We start from the raw sequence: 19,231 nt of genomic DNA, 5'->3' as shown, positions 1-19,231 counted from the left end.
CTTGGCTTTCAGTCGTCGAGAAGAATTTTCTTGGCAGTCCTGGTGTTTTCCAAACGCTTGTTCCAGCCTATTTCACCCCCATTGATGGCACGCGTAACCGCCTTGGATGTCCGGGTCTCCTGAGACTGATCGTGAATGCTGATAGCCAGATGATCCAAATCGCTGTCGATTTCTCGAATAACAGCGGAACGCTGAAAAACCATGTACCAGCCTCCAGCATCCATACAGTTATAGGGCTGGGCGCCAACGATTTCAGGGTTATCGACAATTCCCGGAGTTTTGCGCATCCCCCTGGCATTTTTAGCCATGTACTGTGGGTCGCTCCACCAATGTTTGTCAAAACTGGAAGTGGCCAGCCATCCTCGATAGACCCAATACTGAACATAGTTGTCTCTGCCCGTCAATTGTTTGAATCCTCTTCCGCGAAATTTTTGCGCGTCCGGATCTCCGAGATTTCCCATCCGCCAGTTATAGGAGCTAGAAATCAACCCACCTTTGCTATTGTATTTTTTCGACCCGTACCAATCGACTCGTTCATTTGGATTCAAGCCCCACCAATGTCCAAATCGGCTTTCGTCAACTGCCGACTGACGGTCGATGCCAGAATTTCCATGCACTTCGCCGTTGACGGCGATGCCAATCATGGCCGTCTCTTGCATCGTTCGTAGAAAATTCGATTCGGTTGCACCTTGGCCAAGAATATGGGGTAGCCTTTTTTGAGTATTCAGAAGATATTTTTGTGTCATTCGATTGAAAGCCAATTGATATTTTTCTATCGCGGGAAATACTGGGGGCTCGTCAGATGGGCGCTCATAAATTTGCCTCATCTCCTCGCGACTCAACCACCCACATTTCCTCAGATACCCCACGAATTCCCTCGGATGAAACCGCCAATCAGCCTTCAGAAAAGCCTCCGGTAATTCCAGAAACGTGACCGCCTTCGCGTGCGTCACAAACCGCTCCCACTTCTGCGCCCCCGTCGCGTCATCGTCCGTTGACTTGAAATCCTCCGTCTCCAGCCAGCCGTACCGTTTCTCGACATCCTTCTGGTCCCACTCGCTCGGAAACTTGCAGATCGCACGGCGCAGCTTGTGGCGCACCTCGGGTTCTCCCAATCGCCGCGCCAGTTGCGCCCGCTCCATGCGCCGCTCGTTGGTTCTGTCCGGATCGCGGATCAGCGTCTTCATGCGCAGCGAATCGCAACGCTGGTCGGTCTGGGTCGGGTCGTCGTCGAAGCAGTTCCAGCCCGCGATCGCAAGGAAATCGGCATCGCTGAACTTGAAGGTGCCGGGCGCATTGAGATCGACCCAGAGCACACCCTCCGGGGTGGCGACCTTTCGCCAGTGGGCCGCGTTGGCGGGTAGCGCGTCGGGTCCCAGGTTGCGGCCGAAGCGCAGGAGCTCGTACCAGCCGCTCGGGCTGCTCGTGGCCTGGGTGGCGGCGTCCAGGGAGCCGTGTCGGTCATTGGCAACGGCGGACAGGTCGTATTCGAAGCTCTGCGAAGCGCCGGGGCGGGCTGCGGTGGAGATGTAGTCGTAGCGGCTGTCGTTGCGCGGCTGGCCAATCGGCGCGCCCAGCCTGTCGCAGCTGCTCAGGATCGCGCTGCCGTGCTCATAAGTGATCTGCACCCACTGCGTGGCGTGCAAGGTGTCGGGCAGGAAATGGTCCGTGGCGGCGCTCGCTGCGCCGCCCGTGTGGGTTGCCGAACGCAGGTGGCTGGTCGGCTGGCTCGCGCGCGTCGGCGTGCCCGCAGGCAGGTAGATGTAAAGGCTTCCGAAAAGGGCGTCGGTACGACCGTTGGCCGTCGGTGGCTGGGGCGCCAGCGGATCGGCCCAGTCCCGCTTGCGGGTGGTGAGTTTCTCGAGGTTCGCCTCGTCGCAGCAGATCTCGAAATGAATCTGCCCGTCGTGACCGTAGATCTGTCCCGGCGTGCCCAGTGCTTCCTTGCGGTAGACGAAGTCCCCGGCCTTCAGCGGTCGCCGCGCCCTTGCGTGGTTGGCAAGGCTGCCCAGGTGCATGCAGGCGCTGTAGTAGGCGAACTCGGTGGCCATCGCGCCCGCCGCCCCAATCTCGCCCTTGTGCTCCATGACGACGAAGCCATCGCTGGTCCAGGCCGCGCTGGGCGTCCCGCCGTGGAAAGGGTTGTAGTTCAGCGCATGGTTGATGTCGTTGTTGGGCGCAGTCGGCGGATGCACGAAGACGACGGTCCCGTCGGCGATGGCGCGCACCGGCAGGTACGCGCCCGCCGCCTGCGGCGCCTGGATGTGGATGCCGTTGTGCCAGGCCAGCCGGAGGCTGAGGGGAAACGAGCCCTCGGGGGCATTGGTGCTCGAGAGCCGGGAGGTCGGCTGCGCCATCGCGGCGTCGAGCCAGGCCGCTTCGGATTGCGAGGACCGCGCAGGCAGAAAGAGTGGGCTGAGGATCATGCGAACCATGAAGAAGAAAGTGGAAGGCCGGGCCTGTCCCGGCCGGGTCTCCACAGTCTTGTCGGCTCACCGATTTCGCAATGCCAACAATGGTCACCCCTGCATGCAGGGCTCGCACAAAACCCGCGCGGAGCGGGCAAAAGTCATGGGCTGGACCGAGGCTGCGCCGCTACTTCGCCAGGTGCCCCAGCGGCAACGCGCTGCTCGCCTTCACCTCGCCCAGCGAGAAGCTCGTGTGCAGGTCCTTCACGTTCGGCAGGTTCATCAGGTGCTGCCGCGCGAAGGTCGAAAAACCGTTCAGGTCCTGCGCCACCACCTGCAGCTCGAAGGTGCCGGTGCCGCTGATGTAGTGGCAGGCCACCACCTCGGGCATCTTGCGGATCGCGTCTTCCAGCTTGCGCGTGGCTTCGTTGGTGACGCGCTCGGTGTCCACGCGCACGAAAGCGAGCACGCCCAGCCCGATCTTGTGGCGGTCGATCTCGGCGCGGTAGCCCTTGATGAAACCCGCCTCCTCCAGCGCCCGCACCCGCCGCCAGCAGGGCGCCGCCGAGAGCCCGACGCGCTGCGCAAGCTCGGCGTTCGTGAGGCGGCCGTCGGCCTGCAGTTCTTGCAGGATTGCGAGGTCGAACTTGTCAATGCTTTCCATGGATGTCGATGTTAAGCAAGATTCTTTCTGGAAGCGCGTTTTTCGGGGCAAAGAACGCAAACACCTGTCGCGGACCCCGGCATACACTTTGCGTGATCATGGGCTCGCGCCCTACCGGGCACAGACCCACAGCCAATCCAGCCAGGCCCACAAGGCCCTGCCAATACGGAGACAGACAACATGAACGCCCCGCTGCCCGAGCACATTCGCCGCGCGCTAGAAACCGTCACGCTCGACGACAAATACTCCCTCGACTATGGGCGCGCCTTCATGAGCGGCGTCCAGGCCCTCGTGAAGCTGCCCATGCTTCAGCAACTGCGCGACAAGCAGGCCGGCAAGAACACCGCCGGCTTCATCAGCGGCTACCGCGGCTCCCCGCTCGGCGGCTACGACCAGGCGCTGTGGAAGGCCAGCAAGTTCCTGAAGGAACAGAACATCGTCTTCCAGCCGGGCGTGAACGAAGAACTCGCGGCCACCGCGTTGTGGGGCACGCAGCAACTGGGCTTTTCGCCCGCTGGCACCAACAAGTTCGACGGCGTCTTCGGCATCTGGTACGGCAAGGGCCCGGGCGTGGACCGCTGCTCCGATGTCTTCAAGCACGCCAACATGGCGGGCACCACCGAATTCGGCGGCGTGATCGCGGTGGCCGGCGACGACCACATCTCCAAGAGCTCCACCGCCGCGCACCAGAGCGATCACATCTTCAAGGCCTGCGGCACGCCGGTGTTCTTTCCGACCAGCGTGCAGGAAATCCTGGACCTGGGCATCCACGCCTTTGCGCTGAGCCGCTTCTCGGGCGTGTGGTCGGGCATGAAGACGATCCAGGAGATCGTCGAGTCGAGCGCCACGGCGATGATCGATCCGGAGCGCGTCGAGATCGTCATCCCCACGGACTTCGAGATGCCGCCCGGCGGCCTGCACATCCGCTGGCCCGACCATGCGCTGGAGCAGGAAGCCCGGCTCATGCACTACAAGTGGTATGCCGCGCTCGCCTACATCCGCGCCAACCGCCTGAACCACAACGTGATTCAAGGCCCGAACGATCGCTTCGGCATCATGGCCAGCGGCAAGGCCTTCAACGACACGCGCCAGGCGCTGCTCGACCTGGGGCTCGATGACGCGGCCTGCCGCCAGCTCGGCATCCGCCTGCACAAGGTGGGCGTGGTGTGGCCGCTGGAGGCACAGCTCACGCGCGAATTCGCCACCGGCCTGCAGGAAATCCTGGTGGTCGAAGAAAAGCGCCAGGTCATCGAATACCAGCTCAAGGAAGAGCTCTACAACTGGCGCTCGGACGTGCGGCCCAACGTGGTCGGCAAGTTCGACGAGGGCGAGGTGCATGCGGCCGAGGGCTACTCCGGCGGTGAATGGTCGGTGCCGAATCCGACCTCGCACACGCTGCTGCGCGCCAACGCCGACCTGAACCCCGCGATGATCGCCAAGGCGATCGCGCTGCGCCTCAAGAAGACCGGCCTGCTGGCCGCGGCCGGCGCCGACATGACCGCACGCATCGACGCGCAACTCGCCATCCTCGAAGCCAAGGAGCGTTCGATGGTGGTGCAGCAGGCCTCCACCAGCGTGGCCGACGCCACGCGCCAGCCGTGGTTCTGCTCGGGCTGCCCGCACAACACCAGCACCGTGGTGCCCGAAGGTTCGCGCGCGATGGGCGGCATCGGCTGCCACTTCATGGCGACCTGGATGGACCGCTCCACCATCGGCTTCACGCAGATGGGCGGCGAGGGCGTGCCGTGGGTAGGCCAGCAGCCCTTCACGACCGACCAGCACATCTTCGCGAACCTGGGCGACGGCACGTATTTCCACAGCGGCCTGCTCGCGATTCGCCAGAGCATCGCGGCCGGCGTGAACATCACCTACAAGATCCTCTACAACGACGCGGTCGCGATGACCGGCGGCCAGCAGGTCGGCGAACGGCCCGAAGGCCATTCGGTGTTGCAGATTGCAGAGAGCCTGCATGCCGAGGGTGCGAAGAAGGTCGTGATCGTCACCGACGAGCCCGAGAAGTACGAGGGCGTCTCGATTCCGGGCGACCACGTGCAGGTGAAGCACCGCGACCTGCTCGACGAGATCCAGCGCGAGTTCCGCGCGATGGCCGGCACCACGGCCATCATCTATGACCAGACCTGCGCGACCGAGAAGCGCCGCCGCCGCAAGCGGGGCACGGCCGTCGATCCGGCCAAGCGCGTGGTCATCAACGAGCTGGTCTGCGAAGGCTGCGGCGACTGCAGCGTGCAGAGCAACTGCCTCTCCGTGGAGCCGCTGGAAACCGAGTTCGGCCGCAAGCGCACCATCAACCAGAGCAGCTGCAACAAGGACATGAGCTGCCTGAAGGGCTTCTGCCCGAGCTTCGTGACCGTCGAGGGCGGCCAGCTCAAGAAGAAGAGCAAGAACAAGGGCGCCACGCCGGCCGAGTTCGGCCTCTTGCCCGAGCCCGCGATTCCGTCGCTGGCGGGCGGCAAGGTCTGGGGCGTGGTGGTGGCGGGCGTCGGCGGCACCGGCGTCATCACCATCGGCCAGTTGCTCGGCATGGCCGCGCACATCGAGGCCAAGGGCATCGTCACGCAGGACGCGGCGGGCCTGGCGCAAAAGGGCGGTGCCACCTGGAGCCACGTGCTCATCGGCGACACGCAGGACGACATTCGCACCACGCGCGTGGGCACCGCGGCGGCCGACCTGATCCTGGCCTGCGATCCGCTGGTCACGGTCAACGGCGAGACCATGGCGCGCATGCGCGAAGGGCGCACGCACGTGGCGCTCAACAGCCACAGCTCGCCGACGGCCGCCTTCGTGCGCAACGCCAACTGGCAGAACCCCGAAGATGCCTGTGCCGCCGAGATCGCGCGCGCCGTGGGCATCGACGGCATCGGCACCTTCGACGCCGATGCGGCCGCGACCACGCTGATGGGCGACAGCATCTACGTCAATCCGATGATCCTGGGCTACGCTTGGCAGAAGGGTTGGATTCCGCTGGCGCACGAGTCGCTGATGCGCGCCATCGAGCTCAACGCCGTGGCCATCGAGAACAACAAGACCGCGTTCGAATGGGGCCGCCAGGCCGCGGTTCGCCCCGAGGAGTTGCAAAAGCGCGTGCGCCCGGGCCAGGTCATCGAGTTCAAGAAGCGCGAGACCGTCGAGAGCCTGGTGGCACGCCGCGCCGAGTTCCTGACCGGCTACCAGAACGCTGCCTACGCCGAGGAATACAAGCAGTTCGTCGCCAAGGTGCAGCAGTCGGAATCGTCGCTGGTCGGCAAGACGGCGCTCACCGAAACGGTGGCGCGCTACCTGTTCAAGCTGATGGCGTACAAGGACGAATACGAAGTGGCGCGCCTGCACACGGACCGTTCGTTCCTCGACCGTGTCGAAGGCATGTTCGAAGGCGACTACAAGCTCAACTACCACCTCGCCCCGCCGATCGTTGCCAAGAAGAACGCCAAGGGCCAGCTGCAGAAGCAGAAGTTCGGCCCCTGGATGCTCACGGGCTTCCGCTTCCTCGCAAAGCTCAAGGGCCTGCGCGGCACGGCGCTCGACATCTTCGGCCGCACTGAAGAACGCAGGACCGAACGCGCGCTGATCGCCGAGTACCGCGCGAGCATCGACGAGGTGATCGCCGCCCTGCGCGCCGACAACCACGCGCTGGCGCTGGAGATCGCGAGCCTGCCCGAGCAGATCCGCGGCTACGGGCATGTGAAGGATCGCAACCTCGTGGCGGCCCGCACCCGCTGGAGCGAGCTGATGGCCAAGTGGCGCAACCCGAAGGGGCAGCGCGCGGCGGCCTGATTTTTCAAGCCGTTCCAGCCGTCGAAGAGCGCCCGCCGGGCGCTCTTTGCTATTCAAAACGTAGCAAAGAACGGCCGGGCCGGATACCCGGAAAGCCCTCCCCAGCGCGCCGGATAAGCCGGTAAAACGGCGCCGTGCCCCGAATACAATGCCCGGTGCTGTGCGGTGGCCAAGCCCCGCCGAGCTTTGATTTGCGGCCGGTTTTTCCCGTGACCGCTCAGAGATGGAATGGCAGGCCCGGCCCGCGCTCCTCTCGTTTTCTTCTCTTCCCTCTGCTGGAGACTCTCTTGTTCATTTCCTCTGCTTTCGCCCAGACCGCGCCCGCAGCCGCCGGCGGCGGCGACATGTTGTCCTCGCTCGGCAGCATGCTGCCCCTGGTGCTGATGTTCGTGGTGCTGTATTTCGTCATGATCCGCCCGCAAATGAAGCGCCAGAAGGAAGCCCGCGCCATGATCGAAGCCCTGGCCAAGGGTGACGAAGTCGCAACGGCCGGCGGCGTGCTCGGCAAGATCACCTCGCTGGGCGACCAATACCTCGGCCTCGAGATCGCCAACGGCATCGAGATCAAGATCCAGCGCAGCGCCGTGGTGCAGGTCCTGCCCAAGGGCGCCGTCAAATAAAGGCGTGAGCTGATCCTTGCGCTTTGCGGCGCAGGGCCCCAATTCACGCCGTGTCCCGTTTCTTGAAAAGCGCTTTCTCATGAACCGTTACCCGGTCTGGAAGTACACGATCATCGTGATCGTGCTGCTCGTGGGGCTCATTTACGCCCTGCCCAATTTCTTCGGCGAGTCGCCTGCGGTGCAGGTGTCGGCGGCCAAGTCCACCGTCAAGATCGATGCGTCGACGCAGGCCCGGGTCGAAGGCGTGCTCAAGGCGGCGGGCCTCGCGCCCGACCTGCTGACGCTCGAGCCGACCGCCGTGCGGGCGCGCTTCGTCACCACCGACGACCAGATCAAGGCGCGCGACGCGCTGCAGCAGGCCCTGGTGCCGAACGCAGACGAAGCCTCCTATGTGGTGGCGCTGAACCTCGTGTCGCGCTCGCCGCATTGGCTGACGGCGCTGCATGCCTTCCCGATGTATCTGGGGCTCGATCTGCGCGGCGGGGTCGACTTCCTGCTGCAGGTGGACATGCGCGGCGTGCTGGACAAGAAGGCCGAGTCCTTCGCCGGCGACATCCGCTCGGCGCTGCGCGACAAGAAGGTGCGCGGCAGTGCGGTGAACCGCAACGGCCAGACCGTCGAGATCACGCTGCGCGATGCCGCCAGCCTCGACATCGCCCGGCGCCTCATCCAGGACCAGATGCCCGACCTGAGCACCGTCGAGAGCCAGCAGGGCACCGAGTCGCGCATAGTGGCGAGCATCAAGCCCGAAGCCGCGCGCCGCTTCCAGGACGCGGCGCTCAAGCAGAACGTGACCACGCTGCACAACCGGATCAACGAACTCGGCGTGGCCGAACCGGTGATCCAGCAGCAGGGTATCGACCGCATCGTCGTGCAGCTGCCCGGCATGCAGGACCCGGCCCAGGCCAAGACCATCATCGGCCGCACCGCCACGCTCGAGATGCGCCTGGTGGACGAAAGCGCCGAAGGCCGCGCCGCCGAACAGGGCACGGGGCCGGTGCCGTTCGGCTCCGAGAAGTTCCTCGACCGCTCCGGCCGCGCCGTGATCGTGAAGAAGCAGGTGCTGGTCACCGGCGAGAACCTCACCGATGCGCAGCCCGGATTCGAACAGCAGACCAACCAGCCCAAGGTCGACCTGACCATGGACTCGAAGGGCGGCAGCATCATGCGGCAGGTCAGCATCGAGAACTACAAGAAGCGCATGGCCATGCTGATCTTCGAGAAGGGCAAGGGCGAAGTGCTCACCGCCCCGTCGATCAACGGCGAACTGGGCAACCGCTTCCAGGTGTCGGGCTCGATGACCGTGGCCGAAGCCAACGACCTCGCGCTGCTGCTGCGCGCCGGCTCGCTGGCCGCGCCGATGGAAATCATCCAGGAACGCACCATCGGCCCGACGCAGGGCGCCGAGAACATCAAGAAGGGCTTCGACAGCGTGATGTACGGCTTCGCCGCGATCATGGTGTTCATGTGCCTCTACTACGCGCTGTTCGGCGTGTTCTCGTCGATCGCGCTGGCGGTCAACCTGATGCTGCTGGTGGCGATTCTCTCGATCCTGCAGGCCACGCTCACGCTGCCCGGCATTGCCGCCATGGCGCTGGCCATCGGCGTAGCCATCGACTCCAACGTGCTGATCAACGAGCGCGTGCGCGAAGAGTTGCGCAACGGGGCGTCGCCGCAGGCGGCGATCCATGCGGGCTACGAGCGCGCCTGGGGCACCATTCTTGACTCCAACGTGACCACGCTGATCGCGGGCATCGCACTGCTGGCCTTCGGCTCGGGTCCGGTGCGCGGCTTCGCGGTGGTGCACTGCATCGGCATCGTCACCTCGATGTTCTCGGCCGTGTTCTTCTCGCGCGGTCTGGTGAACTTCTGGTACGGACAGAAGAAGAAGCTCAAGAGCGTGTCGATCGGCACGGTCTGGCGTCCAAAGACCGATGGCACCGATGCCGCGGTCATGGCCGAAACCAAATAAGAGACCGCCATGGAATTCTTCCGGATTCACAAGACCATTCCGTTCATGCGCCACGCGCTGGTGCTGAACATCGTTTCCTTCGTCACCTTCGCGCTGGCCGTGTTCTTCCTGTTCCACCGCGGGCTGCACCTGTCGGTGGAGTTCACCGGCGGCACGGTGATGGAAGTGGCCTACAAGCAATCGGCCGACGTCGGCAAGGTGCGCGAAGTCGTCGCCAAGCTGGGCTACCAGGAGGTGCAGGTGCAGAGCTTCGGCACCGCGGTGCAGATCCGCCTGCCGGTGGCCAAGGGCATGACCTCGACCCAGCAGAGCGACCAGGTGATGGGCGCCCTGAAGGCCATCGAGCCGACGGTGGAACTGCGCAGCAACGAGTTCGTCGGCCCGCAGGTGGGCGACGAGCTCACCAGCAACGGCCTGAAGGCGCTCGCCATGGTGGTCGTGGGCATCATGATCTACCTGGCGTTTCGCTTCGAATGGAAGTTTGCGCTGGCTACCGTGCTGGCCAACCTGCATGACGTGGTGATCATCCTGGGCTTCTTCGCCTTCTTCCAGTGGGAGTTCTCGCTGGCGGTGCTTGCGGCGGTGCTGGCGGTGCTGGGCTACTCGGTGAATGAATCGGTCGTGATCTTCGACCGGGTGCGCGAGAACTTCCGCCGCTACCGCAAGATGACAACGGCCGAAGTCATCGACAGCGCGATCACCTCGACCATCAGCCGCACGATCATCACCCACGGCTCCACGCAGCTGGTGGTGCTGTCGATGTTCTTCTTCGGCGGCCCGACGCTGCACTACTTCGCCCTGGCGCTGACCATCGGCATCTGCTTCGGCATCTACTCCTCGTGTTTCGTGGCAGCGGCCATCGCGATGTGGCTGGGCGTGAAGCGCGAAGACCTGATCAAGGGCGGTGGCCCGCCGACCAAGCGCGAAGGCGACGCCGAGGACGATCCGAACGCCGGCGCCGTCGTCTGACGGATACTTCAGGGTTCAACAAAGCGGGCGGCAGGGCCGCACCGCTGTTCGCATGCAACGCCGGGCACTGTCCACACTTGTGCGGTGGCGCTTCCCGATGCAAGCTCGCGGTTGTTGCTGACGAACAGTTCCCCCTGGCCTTCCCGATCCTTCAATGAGCATTGCGCGGTCCGCCTCTTCCCTGCAGCTCGCACGCGAGACGCGTGAGCGTTTCGTATTGGCCACGGAAGGGGCCATCGTTCCGTTGGCCCGCGCGATCCGTGACCGGCTGACGCAGCTGGCTTCGGAAGTGAGCAACGCCCGCGCCATGCAGGAGCACCGCGACGATTTCGTGGCGTTCCAGGGCCAGGCCACGCAATGGGTCACGCTCTCGCAGACGAGCTGGCGCAAGGCCCTTGGTGCCGCTGCGCCGACCGGCGGACTGACGACCTTTCCCACGGCGCTGCGGCTCGAGCTGATCGGCGACGAAGTGGTCGAGACCAACATCCTCGCCTCGCGCCTCGCGCAGGTGATCCACGACAAGGCGAGCTTCGAGCTGAGCGACCTGCGCCTGCGCATCCAGCACCTCGAAGGAACGAACGAACTCGATTCGAAGGACGTGCTCAAGCCCGAGACGCTGGCCAGGCTGCTGGTGGAACAGTGGCTCGCCGCGGGCTTGAGCCGTGAGCTCTGGGCCCGGGTGCAGGACACGGTGCAGCAGCAACTGATCGATGTGATCGTCAAGGCCTACGAGAGCGCCAATGCCTACCTGATCGCCAACGGCGTGATGCAGGAGATCGACCTCAAGAGCTTCGTGCGGCGCACCGGCAATGCCGCGGGTGCCGGCAACAGTGCCGGCTTCAACACCTCCTTTGCGGGCGCGCCCGCGTCGGCGACCGCGCCGATGACGGAGGGCGGCGGCCAGCCGCTGCGTCCCGCCTACGGCGCACAGGCGCAGCAGTATTCGCAACAACAGCCGCAGCAGTCGCAACCGCAGGCCTCCGTGCCGATGCCCACCGCCTCGTCGACGATCGGCGGCTCGCCGTTGACGATCGCGCGGCAGCGCGCCCAGACCGCGCTGTTGAGTCTCAAGCGATTCGTCACGGCGCGGATCGGCGGCGACACCAACGTCGGCGCGCAGAACTCGACCACCGCTGCGCCTGCCACCACGCCGGCAGGCCGCACGACCGGCCCCGCAGGCAGCGGCGGCAACACCGCCCCGCGGCAGTTCTCCAGGACCTTTGCCGGCGCCATCGCCGAAGCCGAGGTGGCCTATCGCATGGCGGCCACGCAGTACATGGACGCATCGGGCGAGCAGGCCACGGTCATCCAGCAGACGGCGGTCGATCTGCGCCGGCGCAGCACCGAACTCAAGAAGCGCGCGCCCACCACGGCCGACAAGGCCACGGTCGAGATCGTCGCGCTCATGTTCCAGGCCATCCTTGCGGAAGAGCGGATTCCCTTCTCGGCGCGCGTGTGGTTCGCGCGGCTGCAGATGCCGGTGCTGCGCGTGGCCATCGCCGAGCCCGAGTTCTTCGGCACGCTGCAGCACCCCGCGCGCATGCTGATCGACCGCATGGGCTCCTGCGTGATGGGCTTCGACGCGGCCGCCATCACCGGCAGCGCGCTCGAAGGCGAGATCCGTCGCGTGGTGCAGGTGATCGAGCAATACCCCGAGACCGGCCAGCGCGTGTTCAAGCTGGTGTTCGACGAGTTCGTCGCCTTTCTTAACCGCTATCTCACGCAGAGCGACACCACGCAGCGCGTGATGAGCGTGGCGCAGCAGGTCGAGCAGAAGGAAACGATGGCGATCCAGTACACCATCGAGTTGCGCAAGATGCTCAACGACATGCCGGTGCGCGACGAGATCCGCGAGTTCCTGTTCAAGGTCTGGGCCGAGGTGCTGGCGATCGCCGCGCTGCGCTATGGCGCACAGGGCGAGCAGACGGTGATGTTGAAGCGCGTGGCCTCCGAGCTGGTCTGGGCCGCGAGCGCCAAGCCCAACCGCACCGACCGCGCCCGCGTCATCCAGGACCTGCCGCAGCTGCTGCAGCGCCTGCGCCAGGGCATGGCGCTCCTGGGCATCGTCGACGAGCCGCAGGAGGCGCACATCAAGACCATCGGCGCCACGCTGTCCGATGCGTTCCTCTCGAAGACCGAGGCGATTCCGCAGGCCAAGATCGAAGCCATGGCCGAGCGCCTCGCGCACCTGGAAGATTTCGTGAGCGACATCGGCGGCACCGCCGACCTGCCGCTCGATGCCCACAGCATCGAACTGCTGCTCGGCGTGGATGCTGCCTCGATCGAGGTGGTGCCCGATGCCGCGGGCGTGCAGGTGCCCGAGGACATGCTGGCCTGGGCGCACGAGCTGCAGGTGGGCAACTGGTTCATGCTGGATCACAACGACCGCGTGAGCCAGGTGCAGTTTGTCTGGCGCAGCGATCGCAAGCAACTGCACCTGTTCGCTACGGCGGACGGCCGCAGCTTCCTGATCCAGGCGGGGCGATTGGCGACGTATCTGCAGGCGGGCCTCCTGGTGCCGGCCGAGGAAGAGACGCTCACGGTGCGCGCCACGCGCGAGGCGTTGGCGAAGCTCGATGCGAATCCGGAGCGGTTGCTGAACTAGCCTGCTGACGCGGCAGGCTCAGTGCGCAATACGGCCTTCGCGGCTTTCGCAGAGCTCGTCGAGCACCAATGCATCGGGCTCGATGCCGGTGCTCCAGTGGACCATCAGCACGATGATCTTGAGCTCGTCGAGCGCCACCGGATCGCCCGGGGCCGCCATCGCGCGTTCGATCACGATTTCGCGCAATCCACACGGCAGGACGTTCGACGATTCGAGAAAGCGGATGAAGCCGAGGCATTCGGCACCCAGGTGCTCCTGCTCGGCCTGGGAGTAGACGCGCATGGCGTCGTCCGATTGGGGCAACGAGGCTTCGGGCGTGCCGCGGAAGGTGACAGTGGCGGTGGCCTCGTCGTCGGCATCGAGCTCCAGCTGCATGCCCTGCGTTGCGAGGCTCAGGCCGTCGAGCCAGTGAAGGGCATCGCGGATCTCGTCTGCCTCGAAACCGTGGGCACTGAGCTTGCGGCCCAGTTGTTCGGGTTCGGGGCAGGCATCGCCGCGCCAATAGTTTTCGTAGACAAAAACAAGCACTTCGAACATGAGCCCAATATAGCCCACGAATGTGCAAGGCAGGCTAGGTGGATGCCATTCGTTGGAACAGGCCGCCAGGCAGGCGTGAAATGTGCCCGTCCAACTCGAGCTCGAGCATCCTGGCCTGCAGCGCCGCTGCGCTCCAGCCGGTGCGTGCGCTGAGGGCATCGAGGCTCACGGGCTCGAAGCCGAGTGCGTCGAGCAGCGGGTCCTCGGAGGCGGATGTGTCGTTGGCTGCATGGCCTCTCGAGGGTGTCGCGTTTGCTGCGCCGTTCGTGCGCAGCGGCGGCAGCTCTTCGAGGATGTCGGCCACCGATTCGACCAGCTTGGCGCCCTGGCGGATCAGCGCATGGCAGCCGCGCGATTGCGGCGAGTGGATCGAGCCCGGAATGGCGAACACCTCCTTGCCCTGCTCCGAGGTGAGCCGCGCGGTGATCAGCGAACCCGACGCCAATGCCGCCTCGACGACCAGCGTGCCGCGTGCCAGCCCCGCGATGAGCCGGTTGCGTTTCGGAAAATTCTGCGTGAGGGGCGGTGTGCCGAGCGGAAGCTCGCTCACGATCAGCCCCTGCAGGGTGATGCGGTGCGCGAGGTCGCGGTGGCGCGCGGGGTACACGCGGTCCAGGCCGGTGCCGACCACGGCCACCGTGGCGAGCCGTAGCGCATCGCCGGCGGCATCGAGCGCGCCCTGGTGCGCTGCGCCGTCGACGCCCAGTGCGAGGCCCGAGATCACGGGCAGACCCGCGTCGCCCAACGCCCGGGCAAAGCTGCGCGCGTTGGTGGCGCCTTGCGGCGTCGGATTGCGGCTGCCGACGACGGCGATGCTGTTCTGCAACTGTGTCAGGTCGAAGTCCGCGGCGCCGAGCACGTAGAGCATCAGCGGCGGGTCGGCCATTTCGAGCAGCGACGCCGGGTAGCCGGCATCGCCGAGCGTGACGAGGCGGCGGGTGACGCCATTGCCCTCGGCCGTTTGCAGCCACTGCCAGGTCTGGTCGATCGCTGCCTGCAGGCCGTGGGGCGCCTGTTGAAGCGCCTCGGCCTGCGCGGTGCTGACGACCTGCCGCAACGCGGCATCGCCCTGCGCGAAAACCCCTTCGGGCAGGCCGAAGGCCGCGAGCAGCTTGCGCGCGGCGCCGTCGCCGATGCCCGGCGTCAGTGAAAGCCGCAGCCAGCCTGCGAGTTCTGCGCGTTCCAAACGGGTACTGGCGAGGACGTGGGCGCCGAAAAGCCGATCAGGGGTTGACGAGGTAGTCGCCCGCCTTCGGGGTGTCGTTGATCTCGAGCACCAGCGCGTAGGACACCTTTTCGAAAGTGCGGAACACCATCAGGAGGCCGATGCGCTCGTTCGGCAGCTTGATGGTTTCCTTGCGCGCGCCGGTGCGGTCGAGGATGGTTTCGCCGTTCTTCAAAATGGCCAGCACATGGCCGCTGTCGATGCCGTCGCGCGTGCCCTTGTTGATGGCGACCACCTGGTTCTGCGCCGCGAACTGCACCGCGTTGCCGTAGACCGAGATGATCCGGCCGTCGACCTGGGTCGAGGGCGCGCGGGGTGCGTAGCTCAGCAGCTGCCGCGGCGGTTCGGGCAGCAGGCGGTCGCCGGCGCGCATTTCCTCGCGCGACGCCACGATGTCGATGCTGGCGGGAACGACCGTGATGATGTCCTTGTCCTCGACCGTCTCGATGGTGGTCGATTCGCCGCGCTGCAGCTGGGCCTTGCCCAGGTACTGCGCCTCGTAGCCGAGGATTTCCCCCGTGCCCGGGTCCTTGAGCGGCGTGGCGTTGCGGAAGATGCGGAAGTTCTGGACCGGGCCCGGCACTTCGACCAGCGGCGACTCGGGGTTGCCGCGGGCGTAGGCCCGGTCACCGCGCGACAGCAGCACGCGGCTGTCGTTGCCGGCAACGATGCGCGGCGCGCTTTCGAGCGTGTTGGCGTCCACCACGATCGGTTCGCTGAGGAAGGGCTCGATCAGGCTGGGGTTGAGCGTGGGCAATGCCATGCCGGCCAGCGAATCGAAACGGGTGCGGGGTGACAGCTTGATGGTGCCGCCGTCGCCGCTCACACCGCCGCGGCGGGTGGTCAGGCGCGCCCGGCCGCCGGACTTGTCCAGATAGAGAACCTGGCCGGGGTAGATACGGTGGGGGTTGGCGATCTCGTTGATGTTCATGCCCCACAGCTCCGGCCAGCGCCAGGGGCGCAGCAGGTAGAGGCGGGAAATGGCCCAGAGCGTGTCGCCGGGCTTGACCGTGTACTCGTCGGGCGCCTTGGGCGACAACTCGCTCAGCGGAACGCCCGCCTGGGCGGTCTGCTGGGCCGTGGCGCGCTGCTGCGGCGTGACGGGGTAGTTTTGAGCCCAGGCCGTGGTGGCGCCGCAACTGCCGATTACCGCCAGGGCGGTCAGCGTGGCGAGGAAATTGGGGCGCTGGCGTTCGGTGGATCTGAGCTTTTTCATGTCTGGATGGGTGAGCGCACGACGTATCGTTGCGCATACGAATCTCACAATTTGCTACGAATTCTGCGCCCGAAGCCCTTGAGAGGGCAACGTTTTCGGGTCCGGAGGCGGCCTTGCGTCGCGGAATTGGCGAAAATAGCCACAACTTCCTCCCGATTTCATGGCCAAACGAATCATTCTGAGTTACCCGGACAAGCGCCTGCACACGGTGGCCAAGCCGGTGCAGGGCGTCGATGCACGCATCAAGGCCCTGGTTGCCGACATGCTGGAGACCATGTACGACGCCGAAGGCATCGGCCTGGCCGCCACCCAGGTCGATGTGCACGAGCGGCTCGTCGTCATCGATGTGTCCGAAGAGCGCAACAAGCCGATCGTGCTGATCAACCCCGAAATCACCTGGGCGAGCGACGAGAAGGTGCTCAATGAAGAGGGCTGCCTCTCGGTGCCGGGCATCTACGACGGCGTGATGCGTTCCACCTCGGTCAAGGTCCAGGCGCTCGACGAGAACGGCGAGATGCGCACCATCGAGGCCGACGGCCTCCTGGCCGTGTGCATCCAGCACGAACTCGACCACCTGCTGGGCAAGGTGTTCGTCGAATACCTTTCCCCTCTCAAGCGCAACCGCATCAAGAGCAAGCTGCTCAAGCAGCAGCGTGAAGAAATGCGCGAACGGGCCTGATGAATCTCATGACCTTGCGCGGCCTTGGCTCCCTCGCGGCATTGGCGGTTCTCGCAGCGGTCGCCGGCTGCGCCAACGATCCCACCCGCATCCAGCCCGGCACCACCGTCGCCGAAACCCTGCAGCGCCTGGGCGCGCCCACCGGCCGCTACCCGCTCAACAACGGCGGCGAGCGCCTCCAGTATTCGCGCATGCCGGCCGGCTTCGAGGTCACCGACATCGACGTGGACGCGTCGGGCAAGGTCGTCTCGGCAACCCAGGTGCTCAGCGAGGCGCGCTTCGGCTACGACATCAAGGTCAACGAGTGGCGGCAGAACGACGTCATGGCCTTCTATGGCCGGCCTTACCAGATCGACCGCGTCAGTTCCTTCGACGGCGTCGTCTGGACCTGGCGCTACAAGGCCGTGAATGAGCGCCGCATGCTCTATATCTATATAGACCCCACCGGCGTGGTCCGTCGCTATCACACGGGGGATGACCTCGAATACGAACGGATCCGGGATTGAGCCGGCTCAAGGTCGCTTTTGCGGGCACGCCCGAGTTCGCGCGCGTCGCCCTGGAGGCCATTGCCGCCGCCGGCCATGACATCGTGCTGGTGCTGAGCCAGCCCGACCGGCCCGCCGGCCGCGGCATGAAGCTGCAGGCTTCCCCCGTCAAGCAGTTCGCGGTTGCCAACAGCTGGCCGGTCGCGCAGCCGCGCAGCCTCCGCCTCGATGGCAAGTACCCGGACGAAGCCACCACCGGTCGCGATGCGCTCGAACAGGCCCAGCCCGATGTGATGGTGGTCGCCGCCTACGGACTCATCCTGCCGCAGTGGGTGCTCGACCTGCCGAAGCACGGCTGCCTGAACATCCACGCGAGCCTCCTGCCCCGCTGGCGCGGCGCCGCGCCGATCCACCGCGCCATCGAGGCCGGTGATGCAGAAACCGGCATCACCATCATGCAGATGGACGCGGGCCTGGACACCGGCGACATGCTGCTGCGCGAAGCCGTGGACATCGGCACCGACAACACCGCCCGCCTGCACGACCGGCTGGCCGAACTGGGCGGCCGGATGATCGTCGAGGCCCTGGCGAACATCGGCACCCTCCATCGCACGCCGCAGCCGGCCGAAGGCGTCACCTATGCCAACAAGGTCGAGAAGCACGAGGCGCAGATCGACTGGACCCAGCCCGCCGACGCCATCGTGCGGCGCATCCGGGCCTTCGATCCGTTCCCCGGCGCCAACAGTCCGCTCGACGGCGAGACCATCAAGCTCTGGACCGCGCATGCGGTGCCCGCTGGCGCGCCGGCCGCGCCCGGCACGATCCTGGCCGTCAGCGACACCGGCGTCGCGGTGGCCGCCGGAGACACTGGCGTGATGCTCACCGAGCTCCAGCGTCCGGGCGGCAAGCGCCTGTCCGTGGCCGATTTCCTGCGCGGCTTCGACCTGAAGCCCGGGCAGGTGTTCGGCTGATGTTTCTTTCGGCAGCCATCCGCCAGCGCCCCGAATTCCGGCAGGGCATCCGCGACATGTCATCGGCCGCGCTGGGCATCGGCGCCTGGGGCCTGATGACCGGCGTGGCCATGGTCAAGTCGAACATGAGCGTGGTCGAGGCGGTGGCCATGACCTTGTTCGTCTATGCCGGCAGTTCGCAGCTCGCGGCCATTCCGCTGCTGTTCGCGGGCGCGCCGGCGTGGGTGATCCTGGCGACCGGCTTCTGCGTCAACCTGCGCTTCGTGGTCTTCAGCCTGCATTTGCGGCCCTACCTCATGCACATGCCGCGCTGGCGCCGCATGACGCATGGGTACCTGACGGCGGACCTGAGCTATGCGCTCTTCACCCGCCAGTACCCGGCACCGCCCGTGACCGTTGCCGAGCAGCAATCGCAGGAGGCCTACCTCACCGGCAACTACTTCGTGACCTGGTGCTCGTGGATGGGCATGAGCCTCCTGGGCATCGCGCTCGCCAACCTCATTCCGCAGACCTGGGGCCTGGGCTTTGCCGGCGTGCTGAGCCTGGTGGCGATCGTCTGCTCGATGGCGACGACGCCGTTGCGCATCCTGGCCGCGCTGATCGCCGGCGCCACCGCGGTCGCGGCCTATGCGCTGCCGCTCAAGCTCAACATCGTCGTGGCCATCGGCGCCGCGGTGCTGCTGTGCTTCTGGCTCGAGAAGCAGTTCGGACTCGACCCCGATGCGGAGGACGACAAGTGAGGGGCACCGATCTCTGGACGCTGGGCGTCATCGCCGGCCTGGCCCTGGTCACGGTGCTCACGCGCTGCTTCTTCTTCATTCTCGACCGGCCCTGGGGCCTGCCCGACTGGGCGCACCGCGCGCTGCACTACGCGCCGGCCGCCGCGCTGGCCGGCGTGATCGCGCCCGAGATCGTGATGACGCAGGGCCACCTGATCACCACGCTGCACGATGCGCGCCTTTACGCGGCCGTGGTCGGCGGCGCCTACTACTTCTGGCGGCGCGGCGTGCTTGGCACGATGCTGGCGGGCATGGCGGTGTATCTGCCGCTGCACCTCCGGCTGGGCTGGTAACGCAGTGCTTTCCACA

General features: G+C 65.8%; 15 protein-coding genes. 10 read left to right on the top strand and 5 right to left on the bottom strand.

Annotation, left to right across the window (positions count from 1 at the left end; translation table 11 throughout):
- Positions 1–8 precede the first annotated feature (8 nt).
- A complete protein-coding gene (locus ACSFA7_RS10075) occupies positions 9–2,435 on the bottom strand; it encodes a hypothetical protein (RefSeq protein WP_435499227.1) in 2,427 nt (808 codons plus the stop codon).
- Positions 2,436–2,595: 160 nt separating this feature from the next.
- Complete coding sequence (locus tag ACSFA7_RS10070; RefSeq protein ID WP_435499226.1) at positions 2,596–3,072, bottom strand: Lrp/AsnC family transcriptional regulator; 477 nt, start codon at positions 3,070–3,072, stop codon at positions 2,596–2,598.
- A gap of 180 nt (positions 3,073–3,252) precedes the next feature.
- Between ACSFA7_RS10070 and ACSFA7_RS10065 the strand changes: the two genes are divergently transcribed.
- The 5 genes from ACSFA7_RS10065 (at position 3,253) to ACSFA7_RS10045 (ending at position 13,030) form a co-directional block, all read left to right on the top strand.
- Positions 3,253–6,864 (top strand): indolepyruvate ferredoxin oxidoreductase family protein, encoded by a 3,612-nt coding sequence (locus ACSFA7_RS10065; RefSeq protein WP_435499225.1) that lies wholly within the window; start codon positions 3,253–3,255, stop codon positions 6,862–6,864.
- Between the two features lie 287 nt (positions 6,865–7,151).
- Positions 7,152–7,484 carry a preprotein translocase subunit YajC gene (gene yajC, locus ACSFA7_RS10060; protein ID WP_013544185.1) on the top strand — a complete coding sequence of 111 codons (333 nt, stop codon included), beginning with the start codon at positions 7,152–7,154 and terminating at the stop codon, positions 7,482–7,484.
- A gap of 79 nt (positions 7,485–7,563) precedes the next feature.
- On the top strand, positions 7,564–9,456 hold the full coding sequence (gene secD, locus ACSFA7_RS10055) for a protein translocase subunit SecD (protein ID WP_435499224.1): 1,893 nt from the start codon (positions 7,564–7,566) through the stop codon (positions 9,454–9,456).
- A 9-nt stretch (positions 9,457–9,465) separates the two neighbouring features.
- Positions 9,466–10,425 (top strand): protein translocase subunit SecF, encoded by a 960-nt coding sequence (secF, locus tag ACSFA7_RS10050; RefSeq protein ID WP_435499223.1) that lies wholly within the window; start codon positions 9,466–9,468, stop codon positions 10,423–10,425.
- A 154-nt stretch (positions 10,426–10,579) separates the two neighbouring features.
- Entirely contained in the window at positions 10,580–13,030 is a 2,451-nt protein-coding gene (locus tag ACSFA7_RS10045; RefSeq protein WP_435499222.1) for a DUF1631 family protein, read from the top strand.
- An 18-nt stretch (positions 13,031–13,048) separates the two neighbouring features.
- On the opposite strand, the gene ACSFA7_RS10040 is transcribed toward ACSFA7_RS10045, so the two are convergent.
- Genes ACSFA7_RS10040 through ACSFA7_RS10030 form a run of 3 tightly spaced genes read right to left on the bottom strand, consistent with a single transcriptional unit; the run spans position 13,049 to position 16,008 of the window.
- On the bottom strand, positions 13,049–13,567 hold the full coding sequence (locus tag ACSFA7_RS10040) for a Smg family protein (RefSeq protein WP_435499221.1): 519 nt from the start codon (positions 13,565–13,567) through the stop codon (positions 13,049–13,051).
- A 34-nt stretch (positions 13,568–13,601) separates the two neighbouring features.
- Positions 13,602–14,753 carry a DNA-processing protein DprA gene (gene dprA / locus ACSFA7_RS10035; protein WP_435499220.1) on the bottom strand — a complete coding sequence of 384 codons (1,152 nt, stop codon included), beginning with the start codon at positions 14,751–14,753 and terminating at the stop codon, positions 13,602–13,604.
- Positions 14,754–14,790: 37 nt separating this feature from the next.
- Entirely contained in the window at positions 14,791–16,008 is a 1,218-nt protein-coding gene (locus tag ACSFA7_RS10030) for a LysM peptidoglycan-binding domain-containing protein (protein ID WP_435499219.1), read from the bottom strand.
- A 160-nt stretch (positions 16,009–16,168) separates the two neighbouring features.
- Between ACSFA7_RS10030 and def the strand changes: the two genes are divergently transcribed.
- Genes def through ACSFA7_RS10005 form a run of 5 tightly spaced genes read left to right on the top strand, consistent with a single transcriptional unit; the run spans position 16,169 to position 19,215 of the window.
- On the top strand, positions 16,169–16,687 hold the full coding sequence (gene def / locus ACSFA7_RS10025; RefSeq protein ID WP_435499218.1) for a peptide deformylase: 519 nt from the start codon (positions 16,169–16,171) through the stop codon (positions 16,685–16,687).
- Positions 16,687–17,193 carry a hypothetical protein gene (locus tag ACSFA7_RS10020; protein WP_435499217.1) on the top strand — a complete coding sequence of 169 codons (507 nt, stop codon included), beginning with the start codon at positions 16,687–16,689 and terminating at the stop codon, positions 17,191–17,193. The genes def and ACSFA7_RS10020 overlap by 1 nt, the downstream gene beginning before the upstream one ends.
- Complete coding sequence (gene fmt / locus ACSFA7_RS10015) at positions 17,190–18,143, top strand: methionyl-tRNA formyltransferase (protein ID WP_435499216.1); 954 nt, start codon at positions 17,190–17,192, stop codon at positions 18,141–18,143. The genes ACSFA7_RS10020 and fmt overlap by 4 nt, the downstream gene beginning before the upstream one ends.
- Positions 18,143–18,883: an AzlC family ABC transporter permease gene (locus ACSFA7_RS10010; RefSeq protein WP_435499215.1), complete on the top strand. Its 741-nt coding sequence runs from the start codon at positions 18,143–18,145 to the stop codon at positions 18,881–18,883. The genes fmt and ACSFA7_RS10010 overlap by 1 nt, the downstream gene beginning before the upstream one ends.
- Complete coding sequence (locus ACSFA7_RS10005) at positions 18,880–19,215, top strand: AzlD domain-containing protein (protein ID WP_435499214.1); 336 nt, start codon at positions 18,880–18,882, stop codon at positions 19,213–19,215. The genes ACSFA7_RS10010 and ACSFA7_RS10005 overlap by 4 nt, the downstream gene beginning before the upstream one ends.
- Positions 19,216–19,231: the final 16 nt, after the last annotated feature.

Origin of the sequence: Variovorax trehalosi (assembly GCF_051216415.1) — a bacterium.
Taxonomy (GTDB): domain Bacteria; phylum Pseudomonadota; class Gammaproteobacteria; order Burkholderiales; family Burkholderiaceae_C; genus Variovorax.
This window is presented reverse-complemented; position numbering and strand designations above follow the sequence as displayed.